This window comes from Variovorax sp. P1_H12_2, from assembly GCF_056405335.1.
The window spans coordinates 1-9,625 of record NZ_JBFUCI010000245.1; the positions used below are offsets into that span (position 1 = coordinate 1).

Annotated in this window: 9 protein-coding genes and 3 pseudogenes; 6 read left to right on the forward strand and 6 right to left on the reverse strand. The window is 65.6% G+C overall.

Features of this window, described 5'->3' with window-relative positions:
* Both AC1D2K_RS21960 and AC1D2K_RS21965 read left to right on the forward strand, forming a co-directional pair.
* Positions 1 to 395, forward strand: a pseudogene (locus AC1D2K_RS21960) (cytochrome c); the annotation flags it as partial.
* Between the two features lie 36 nt (positions 396 to 431).
* On the forward strand, positions 432 to 1,394 hold the full coding sequence (locus AC1D2K_RS21965; protein ID WP_478090951.1) for an ABC transporter substrate-binding protein: 963 nt from the start codon (positions 432 to 434) through the stop codon (positions 1,392 to 1,394).
* Between the two features lie 55 nt (positions 1,395 to 1,449).
* On the opposite strand, the gene AC1D2K_RS21970 is transcribed toward AC1D2K_RS21965, so the two are convergent.
* On the reverse strand, positions 1,450 to 2,325 hold the full coding sequence (locus tag AC1D2K_RS21970) for an SDR family oxidoreductase (RefSeq protein WP_478090953.1): 876 nt from the start codon (positions 2,323 to 2,325) through the stop codon (positions 1,450 to 1,452).
* The gene (locus AC1D2K_RS21975; protein WP_478090955.1) at positions 2,250 to 3,599 is read right to left on the reverse strand and encodes a 3-hydroxyacyl-CoA dehydrogenase; all 1,350 of its coding nucleotides are present in this window, start codon (positions 3,597 to 3,599) and stop codon (positions 2,250 to 2,252) included. Before AC1D2K_RS21975 ends, AC1D2K_RS21970 begins: the two co-directional genes overlap by 76 nt.
* Before the next feature lie 122 nt (positions 3,600 to 3,721).
* Here AC1D2K_RS21975 and AC1D2K_RS21980 point away from each other — a divergent pair.
* The 4 genes and pseudogenes from AC1D2K_RS21980 to AC1D2K_RS21995 all read left to right on the forward strand — a co-directional run.
* A pseudogene (locus AC1D2K_RS21980) lies at positions 3,722 to 3,908 on the forward strand (IS21 family transposase); the annotation flags it as partial.
* 268 nt (positions 3,909 to 4,176) lie between these two features.
* Positions 4,177 to 4,668 (forward strand): helix-turn-helix domain-containing protein, encoded by a 492-nt coding sequence (locus AC1D2K_RS21985; RefSeq protein WP_478090957.1) that lies wholly within the window; start codon positions 4,177 to 4,179, stop codon positions 4,666 to 4,668.
* Entirely contained in the window at positions 4,665 to 5,318 is a 654-nt protein-coding gene (locus tag AC1D2K_RS21990; RefSeq protein WP_478090959.1) for a nucleotidyl transferase AbiEii/AbiGii toxin family protein, read from the forward strand. The genes AC1D2K_RS21985 and AC1D2K_RS21990 overlap by 4 nt, the downstream gene beginning before the upstream one ends.
* Positions 5,319 to 5,463: 145 nt before the next feature.
* On the forward strand, positions 5,464 to 5,778 hold the full coding sequence (locus AC1D2K_RS21995) for a hypothetical protein (protein ID WP_478090961.1): 315 nt from the start codon (positions 5,464 to 5,466) through the stop codon (positions 5,776 to 5,778).
* A gap of 13 nt (positions 5,779 to 5,791) precedes the next feature.
* Here the strand turns inward: AC1D2K_RS21995 and AC1D2K_RS22000 are convergent, their stop codons facing one another.
* From AC1D2K_RS22000 to AC1D2K_RS22015, 4 genes and pseudogenes are all read right to left on the reverse strand, one after another.
* Complete coding sequence (locus AC1D2K_RS22000; protein ID WP_478090963.1) at positions 5,792 to 6,646, reverse strand: SDR family NAD(P)-dependent oxidoreductase; 855 nt, start codon at positions 6,644 to 6,646, stop codon at positions 5,792 to 5,794.
* 101 nt (positions 6,647 to 6,747) lie between these two features.
* Positions 6,748 to 7,717 (reverse strand): annotated as a pseudogene (locus AC1D2K_RS22005) (NADP-dependent oxidoreductase).
* A gap of 91 nt (positions 7,718 to 7,808) precedes the next feature.
* Complete coding sequence (locus tag AC1D2K_RS22010; RefSeq protein WP_478090965.1) at positions 7,809 to 8,531, reverse strand: SDR family NAD(P)-dependent oxidoreductase; 723 nt, start codon at positions 8,529 to 8,531, stop codon at positions 7,809 to 7,811.
* A gap of 63 nt (positions 8,532 to 8,594) precedes the next feature.
* Positions 8,595 to 9,503: an alpha/beta fold hydrolase gene (locus tag AC1D2K_RS22015; RefSeq protein ID WP_478090967.1), complete on the reverse strand. Its 909-nt coding sequence runs from the start codon at positions 9,501 to 9,503 to the stop codon at positions 8,595 to 8,597.
* Between the last annotated feature and the right edge of the window lie 122 nt (positions 9,504 to 9,625).

A 9,625-nucleotide genomic window follows, 5' to 3' on the forward strand; every position in this document is an offset into this window, starting at 1 on the left:
GCCAGCGCTTGCGCATCGTGGCGGCCGGCACGCCTCAGGCCGCGCTGCGCGAGGACCCGCGTGTGGTCACGGTGCTGCTGCGCCGCGAGGACGAGACGGCGTCGGGCGCCGGCGCCGAATGCATCGCCGAGTCCACGGCCGCCTGGAACGCGTTCTCGTTGATCGCCGGCACCGACCGGCTGGCCGGCACGCAGTGGCTGGTCGATCGCGACGGCTGGCTGCGCGCGCTCGGTTCACCGGGTCAGGCGGCCTGGTCGCAAGACGATCTGCTGTGCCGCACCGATGCCGGCGACGGCGGCGTGCCGGCCGTGCCGCCGGACGACAGCCTCGGCGCGCTCATCGCGCGCATGGACGCCGAGCCGGTGCGCTTCCTCAAGGGCGGCTTCGTCCATTGAGTTCCTTCATTCGCTTTCAACCTCGAGGAGTTCTTCATGAGTTGCGCACCGCGCCGTCAGTTCATCACCCATTCGCTGGCGGCCGCTGCGGCGCTGGCCTTGCCGGCCGCCGTGCTGCGCGCCCAGTCGCGCCCCGTGCTCAAGGCCGGCGACCAGAAAGGCGGGCTGCGCGCGCTGCTCGAGGCCGCGGGCGGACTGGAGAGCCTGGGCTATGACATCCAGTGGTCGGAGTTCCCGGCCGCCGCGCCGCTGGCCGAGGCGCTCCATGCGGGGGCCGTGGACTCGGGCCCGATCGGTGACGCGCCGCTGGTCTTCGCGCTGGCAGCCGGCACGCGCATCAAGGCGATCGGTGCGAACCGGTCCGACGCCTACGGCACCGCCGTGCTCGTGCGCCCCGATTCGCCGCTGAAGTCCGCCGCCGATCTCAAGGGCAAGAGCGTGGCGACCAACCGCGGCTCGATCGGCCACTACGTCACGCTGAAGGCCATCACCGCCGCCGGATTGAAGCCGCAGGACGTGACCCTGCGCTTCCTCGCCCCGGCCGATGCCAAGCTGGCCCTGACCCAGGGCGCCGTCGACGCCTGGGCCACCTGGGAGCCCTACACCGCCCTGGCGGAAACGAGCGGGCATGCGCGGGTGCTGGTGAGCGGGCGCGGGCTGTTGCCCGGCCTGAGCTACCTGGCCGCGACCGATGCCGCGATCGCGGCCAAGCGACCGGTGCTGCAGGACTTCCTGCGGCGCGTGGTCAAGGCCCAGGACTGGTCGTACCGCAATGTCGACGCGTTCTCGGCCACGCTGGCGAAGATCATCGGCATTCCGCCCGAGGCCGCGAAGCTGCAGTTCGAGCGGCGCCAGCAGCAGTGGGTGCCGATCGACGCCAAGGTGATCGCCGACCAGCAGCGCACCGCGGACTTCTACCACCAGGTGGGGCTGATCCCGCGGCCGCTGGAGGTGCGGCCGACCTTCGATACCGGCTTCGCGAGCCCGGAAAGAGCGTGAACAGGTCCTGATAGGGTCGCTGCCGTCAAAAGTGACGGAGTCACGGATTCCGTCGCTAGACCAGTCCGCCGTAGGCCCCGCCGTCCAGTTGCAGGTTCTGTCCGGTCATGAGGCCAGCCAGACGACCGCAGAGGAAGGCACAGGCGGCTCCGAATTCGGCGGGATCGCCAAGACGCTTGGCCGGCAAGGTGTCGGCGATGAGCCGCCGTGCCTCGTCGCGGGTGATGCCTTGTTCATGCATCAGCCGATGCGCCATGAATTCCTGGCGCGGTGTGTCGAAGCGCTCGGGCAGCAGGTTGTTGATGGTGACGTTGTCGATGATGGCCTCCCGCGACAGCGCCTTGGACAGCGCCGTCAGGCCGGCGCGCGCGGCCGTGGACAGCCCCATGGCCGGATGCGGTGACTTCACCATGGCCGAGGTGATGTTGACGATGCGCCCGAACTTGCGCGCGCGCATGCCGGGGATCGTGTCGCGCATGAGCAGTGCGGCGGCGAGCAGGTTGCTTTCCAGCGCACCGATCCAGGCGGGATGGTCCCAATCGGCCAACTGCCCGGGCGATGGCCCTGCGTTGTTGTTGACCAGGATGTCCGGTGCAGGGCAGGCGGCGAGCAGGGCCGCACGGCCGGCCTCGGTGTCGAGGTCCGCCCGCACGGGCGTGACTGAGGCTCCCGTGGCGTGCCGCAATGCTTCGGCCGCGCGCTCGAGCTTGTCGGCGTCGCGCCCGTTGATGAAGATTTCGCAGCCTTCCTGCGCGAGCGCCAGGGCGCAGGCATGGCCGAGTCCCTGCGAGGACGCGCAGACGATCGCTCGTCTTCCCTGAATTCCGAGATCCATGGTTGAGGTTCCCGGTCTATTCAGCCAGCCACCTGCAGGTCGGCAAAGGATCTGCCTTCGCGCGYCAGCTTCTCCAGCAACGGCGCGGGCGTCCACCAGAACCCGTCCTGCGCATGGAAGCGCCGGATGTCGGCCAGCACGTGGTCCAGCCCGATGCGGTCGGCCAGGTACATCGGGCCGCCATGGTGGCCCAGAAAGCCGTAGCCCGTGAGGTAGGTGATGTCGATGTCGCCCGGACGCAGCGCGATGCCCTGTTCGAGCAGCTTCGCACCTTCGTTGATCATGCCGTAGAGGCAGCGCTTGATGATCTCGTCTTCGGTCATTGGCCGGCGCTCGATGCCCATGCGTGCGGATTCCTCGACGATGAACTGTTCCACCTCGGGATCGCGCTGCGGGCTGCGGTCGCCCGACGCGTACCGGTACCAGCCCTTGCCGCTCTTCTGGCCGAAGCGGCCCAGGTCGCACAGTTTGAGGATCAGGTCGTTCCAGCGCCGATCGCCCGCGCGGGTGGCGATCTGGGCCTTGCGCGTCTGGTAGCCGACATCGTTGCCGGCCATGTCATGCACGGCGAAGATGCCCATGGCGTAGCCGAATTTCTTCAGCGCGGCGTCCACCTCGTGCGGCAGTGCGCCGTCTTCCACCAGGAAGTGCGCCTCGCGCGTGTAGTTGCGAAACAGCGCATTGCCGATGAAGCCCGGGTAGATGCGTGCCAGCACTGCGACCTTGCCCATGCGCCGGCCGAGGTCCATCAACGTGGCGACCACATCGGGTTCGGTTTTCGCTGCGCGCACCACCTCCAGCAGTTTCATTACATGCGCGGGGCTGAAGAAATGGGCGCCCACAACATCCTGGGGACGTGTGGTCGCGGCCGCGATCTCGTCCACATCGGGGCCCGATGTGTTGGTGGCGAGGATGGCGCCTGGCTTGGCCAGGGCGTCGAGTTCACGGAAGATGCCCTGCTTGAGGCCCATGTCTTCGAACACGGCCTCGATCACCATGTCGGCCTCCCGCACGTCGGCGATCTGAAGCGAGCCCGTGATCAGCGCCAGGCGCTGTTCCCTTTCGGTCGGGCCGAGCTTGCCGCGCGAGACGCTGCCGTCGTAGTTGTCCTTCACGCGCTGGAGGCCGCGCTCCAACCCCTGGGGGGTGGCGTCGATCAGCGTGACGGGAATGCCGATGTTGGCAAGCGACATTGCGATGCCGCCGCCCATGGTGCCAGCGCCGATCACGGCCACCTTGCGGATCGGGCGCAGCGGCGTGTCCGAAGGAATGTCGGGGATTCTTGCCGCTTCGGCGGCGGCGGACTTGGCGTGGGCGGCCGCGCGTTCGCGCTCGGCATCGCTGACGGTGAACAGATCGGTGGTACTCATGGTGTCCAGCCTGGTTGTCCTGCAGTTTCTTGGCTTTGCCGTCGACGAATTCGCGCAAGCGCTGCTCGGCCTGGTCCCGGAACGGGAGACGCCCTCTGTGTTCAGCCCCGATGTCGTCCCAACCCGGCGAGGCGATGCAGGTCGACTACGGCGAGGGCGCGCCCACGCGCGTGAAGGGCACCGAGCGCTTCCGCAAGCCGCGCCTGTTCGTGGCCACGTTTGCGCTATTGCCGGTTCCGGCGTTTCGTGTGGTCCAGCCAGGAAGTCTGGGCCCAGCTGCATGCGCGAGTCGAAAGAGCAGCCGGCGGCTGCGAAGACGGGGAGGCGGGTCTCCGACTGCGACGCCCGAGGTTGCTTGGGAACACCTGGACAGGCGTGCGTTGGCAGAGCCAGGGCGGTTTCAGCATGGACAGGAAGAGGTCCGTCGGAGCGACCGGGCCGCACTTGCCTCCGGCAGCGCCGGCGCGCCCCGTCGGTTTGCAGTGGCAGTTGCGCAGTCGGCGAGCGGCTTGGCGCTGACGTGTGAAACATCTAGAATGTCCAAAATATCAGACATATTTTGAACTGTTGACCTACCATGAACCTGATGGATATCGGCCATGCAGTCCGGATCCGGCGCATGGATCTGGGCTTGTCGCAGGTGCAGCTCGCGCACCTGAGCGGCCTGTCGCGCCAGACGCTGGTGGGACTGGAGAACGGAACCTTGAACGATCTCGGCGTCAACCGGGTCGCGCAGGTGTTGGCGGTCCTGGGCCTGGACACGCCTGAGCCATCCACGCAGGCCCGCGACAAGAAGCGCGGTCTGTGGATGGCGGCCAAGACAGCGAGCGTCAGCTACGCGCGCGAGCTGGCTCCTGAAACCCTGGGCCAGGCCTTGGCCAGCGGTGCCGTTCCCACGCCATTCGCCGCGCACTTGACCCATCTGCTCGACGAGGCCCCGGTGCCGATCGTCGTGATGGCGGTGGAGGAAGCGGCTTCAAGGGCGCATGTGTCGCCACGGCAGGTATGGCGCAACGTGGCGAAGCTCGCCAAGGCGCTGTCCGTGCACCGCCAGGGACTGTGGGCATGAAGGTGCAGTTGCCCGGTGGGGCCTGGGAGGCACTGTTTCCCCGGGCGCTGGTGCTGATCGACGAGATCAGCAGGCACGGCGGGCTCAGCGACCCGTTCTGGACGTTCGGTGGCGGCACCGTGCTGATGTTTCGCTACCGACACCGTCTGAGCAAGGACATCGACATCTTCGTCCCGGATCCCCAGTACCTCGGCTTTGTCACGCCTAGGCTGAGCGACGCGGCGGCGGACTTGACGGCCGATTACGTTGAAATGGCGGGCTCTTTCGTCAAGCTCCAATTCGAGGAAGGTGAGATCGATTTCGTGGCCGCCCCCAATCTGTTGGACGATGCTTGGGAGGAATGGGACATTGGTGGCCGCCTCGTCAAGGTGGAGACGGCTGCCGAGATCATTGCGAAGAAGATGTACCACCGTGGCGACCGCGCTACGGCGCGGGACCTGTTCGACCTGGCCTTAGTGGCCGAACGCGAGCCGCAGGAACTGGCGCATGCCAGATCGTTCCTGCTGCGCCACCGGCAAGCCTTCCTGGCGCAGATTCAGGATCCACATCCCAGCCTGCGCGCCGGATTCGATGCCATCGCCACGCTGGAATACACCCCGAGCTTCGAGCACTGCGTGACGGTGGCCACCGAATACCTGCGCGGGTTGTGACTACCGAAAGATCAATCTCCGGCCGAAAGCAGAATCCAGGTCTGCGCCCATCGAAGAAAGTGGGGAAGCATCGGGCCAGCCCTCGCGGGCGATGCGCACGACCTGTTCGTTGCGAAGCGGCCGATTGCTCCTGAGGAGGCGCCGGTTGACCCGCGCATGGAGCGCGGCGAAGCGGTTGATCGAAAGCGGATGGTGCTCGGGCACATCGCCCGCAAAACGCGACCGAGGCAGCCTTCTCGCCGGGCATCTCCATGGCTGCCGAATTCAACATCAATCCGGTGAAATTCGAATGAAGTGGCGCAGTCCGTTCGCCAATGCGATCCGAAGGCGATGCGTTGTCAACGCTGCTTTCAAATGTCGCAGCGCCAGCGAAGTTGAAATGTCGCATTTCTGGCTTCTTCTGATGGGCCCGACGAACGCCGTGGCTGCCTTGCCTCAGGCGATCCGCTCACTTTGTTAGTTGCCTGCTTCTCTCAAGTCACTCTTCGCGCCGGCAGCGCCAACCGCGGCTTGCCGAGCACTTGAGACGCAACCCGCGACGCGAACCGCCGCGTCAAGAAACGCACGCCGAAGCACGACAGCTTGTTGAACAGGCCGGGCACCACCGTGCGCTTGCCGCGCAGCATCGCGCGGATCGCGGCGTGCGCCACGAACTCCGCGCTTTTCGTCGACGCGTTCGCGATCCACGAGTAGTCGCCACCTCCGGACGCGGCGTGGAACGCGGTTTCAGTGCCGCCAGGGCAGATGCAGGTCACCGACAGCGGCGTGCCGCGGTGCTCGTCGTGCAGGCCCTCGCTGAAGTTGCGGACGAAAGCCTTCGACGCGGCGTACAGCGCCATGTTCGGTACAGACTGGTACGCGCCGGTAGACGCGATGTTCACCATGTGCGCGGGTCTGGTGCCTGCCTTGCGCGCGTCGACGAAGCACCGCGCGAGCGCGACGAGCGAGGTCATGTTGAGTTGGACCAGCTCTGCGTCGCGCGTCCAGTCGACCTCGTCGAACCGGCGGAAGTAGCCGAACCCGGCGTTGTTGATCAGGATGTCGATCGGGCCGCCGGCGGTTGCGGCATCCCACAGCGTGCGCGCGGCATCGGGCTTACCCAAATCTGCGATGACGATCTCGACCTTCACGCCTTTGCAGCTTGCGGCGACCGCATCGAGTGCGTCGCGGCGCCGAGCCGTCAGCACGAGATCAACGCCGAGCGCCGCGAGCTCACGCGCGATGGCCGCGCCAATGCCGCTGGATGCGCCGGTCACCAGCGCGCGCTTGCCAATGCTGCCGGTTGTTTGTGTACTCAAATCGTTCTCCTTGTCGTGTAGATCGGCCAAGGAACTCCAAAACCTGCGAGGTGCGCGCGTCGGCCATACGATGGCGTGACCAGCCTGAAAAAGGGCTTGATCGAAGACGCTGGCGGAGGCATGCGAGGCAGCTAGATCACTTGCACCACGACCTTGCCCTTGGCGCGTCCGCTGTCGACGTAGGCCAATGCTTGGTGGGTGTCCTGAAACGGGAACACTTTATCGACGACCGGGCGGATGGCGCCTGATTCGACGAGGGACGTGATCTCGCGCAGCTGCGCCCCATCGGCCCGCATGAAGACGAAGGTGTATTGGCCCCCTTTCTTCTTCGCTTTGTTCCTGATGCCGAAACTCAGCAGGCGCAGCACCTGTTGGAGCGGCCAAGCCAGTCCTCGCGCAGCTGCGGAGATGCCCGCCCGGCTTGAGAATCTGCAGGGACTTCTTCAGCTCGTCATTGCCGAGGCTGTTCAGCACCACGTCGTAGTCACGAAGCACGGTGGCGAAGTCCTGCTGCTTGTAGTCGATGACGACGTCCGCGCCCAATGCCTTCACCCAGTCGATGTTGGCCGTACTGGTGGTCGTGGCCACGAACGCCCCGAGATGCTTGGCCAGCTGGATGGCGATGGTGCCGACGCCGCCGGAGCCGGCAGGGATCAGCACCTTCTGCCCCTTTTTCAGCTTGGCGGTTTCCACCAGCGTCTGCCAGGCGGTCAGCGCCACCAGGGGAAGGGAGGCGGCCTCAAGCATGCTGAGATTCCTGGGTTTCAGCGCCAGCGACGATTCCTTGACGGCAATGAACTCGGCGAAGGTGCCGATGCGATCATCGTCGGGGCGCGCATAGACCTCGTCGCCGGGCTTGAAGCTGCGAACGCGAGCGCCGACCCGCACGACTGTACCGGCTACGTCGTTGCCCAGAATAAGGGGGAGGMGGTAGGGAAGAATCAGTTTGAATTCGCCGCTCTTGATCTTCGTGTCCAGAGCATTGACGCTCGCCGCGTGGATCTGGATCAGAACGTCATCGTCCCGCACCTCCGGTTCGGGCATTTCGCCGATGCGGCCAGCTTCTTTCTTTCCATAGCGGTCGATGATGAATGTTTTCATGAGAGCGCTGTTCTCCAGAGTTGTTGAATGATGGGTTTCGGGGGCTGCCCGCAGGGTGAACTCTTGAGCCTTGGCGCTCGAGTCGACAGTGTTACCAGTTCTCCTTGAACGGCCGCAGGTCAAGCTCCTGCGTCCACGCCGATGTCGGCTGCCGGTGCAGCATCCAGTAGTTCTCGGCGATGGCGTCATAGCCGAGGAGTCCTTCCGCACCGGCACGCTCCACCCTTGCTGGAAAGGCGCTCTGAAGCCGGTCGCCGAGGATGCCACCGTCGATGACGACATGCGCGACGTGGATCCCCTTCGGACCGTACTCGCGAGCCATGCTTTGCGCGATCATGCGCAGCCCCGCCTTGGCGGCTGCGAAGTGGGCGTAGCCGGGCTTGCCGCGCAGGCTGCCGGAGGCGCCCGTAAAGATCACCGTGCCGCGCCCCAATGGAACGAGCCGGCGTGCGGCCTCGCGACCGACCAGGAAGCCGGAGTAGCAGCCGACGCGCCAGAAATCCTCGAACTGCGCAGCGGTCAACTGCGTGAAATCGATGACGGCGTTGTTGCCCGCGTTGGAGACGACGACATCCGCTGGCGCGCGACCCGGCCCCGGGTTCATCGCGCGGTCGAACGCGGCGATCACCTGTGCTTCGTCGGTCACGTCCGTCCGAAGCGCTTCGGCACTGCCAACGCCCGACGCGGTGATCTCGGCAACCACCGCCTCGATCTTGGCCGAGGTACGCCCTGCCACGATGACGTGGTACCCCTCGCGCGCGAAGCGCTTGCAGACGGCACCGCCGACGCCGCGCACCGATCCCACGCCGAACACGACTGCAGTTGGCTGATTCATTTCTTCGTCTCCATTCTGTTGATGAAAGTGGCCGTGCTTGCGTCATCGCACAAGCGTGCCTTGAACTGATGCRTTGTATTGGATCGTTTCAGCATTGAGAAGGGACAGCGCCTCTGGAACGAACGCGCTGTGGTACTGGAAGATCCCGCYATGCCCGGCGTCTTCGTAGATGATCAGTTTCGATCCCGCAATGCGGCGCGCCATGTCGTTGCTGTTCACGGTGGGCACCATGATGTCGTTGTCGCCATTGGCGATCAGCACCGGAATGCGGATGCTGCCCAGATCCTGGGGTGCCTGCCGGCCCCAGGCCTTGATTGCTTTCAACTGTCGCAAGAAGGCGCTGGGCGTCGGCCCCTTGTCCCGATCCGCCTTGCGCTCTTTCAGTCGCTCCAGGAAGGCCTTCGCGGCTTGGCGACCATTGGGTGAGGACGTGAAGAACAGGTAAGTCTTCGGATCCCGCAGCGTCAGCAAGCCCTTGATCATCAGCGGCCAGGAGATCGCCCCGACCTCGTCAATGCCCTTGCCGCCTGCGGGCCCCGTGCCGGTCAGGATGAGTCGGCGCACCAGGTCAGGGGCTTTCAACGTGATGTCCTGCGCCACGAAGCCTCCGAGGGAGAAGCCGAGCAGATCAATTTTCTTGAAGCCGAGCGCGTGGACCAGCGCGATGGCATCACGCGCCATGGCATCGATGGTCACGGGCGCGGTTCCGCCTGATGCGCCGATGCCCCGGTAGTCGGTGGCGATGACGCGATGCCTGCGGGCAAGGCCATCAACGATCCGCGGGTCGAAGTTGTCCAGTACCGCGCCCCAGTGGTTGAGCAGGATCAGTGGCACGCCATCGCGCGGCCCCAGGTCACGGTATGCGAACACCGTCCCCTCGACGTTGATCGATCGGGTGGGGGCGTTGGCGTAAAAGCTGCCCGCCCCCCGTTGTTTGTCGGCGTTGGTCATTGTCTATTCCATGTGTCTTATGCGGAGCGAAAAATCATGAGGAGCGCATGGCCGCCGAACTGATGGTTACCCGTTCACATCGACGATGGTGCGCCCCTGGACTTTTCCGGCGAGTACCCGGT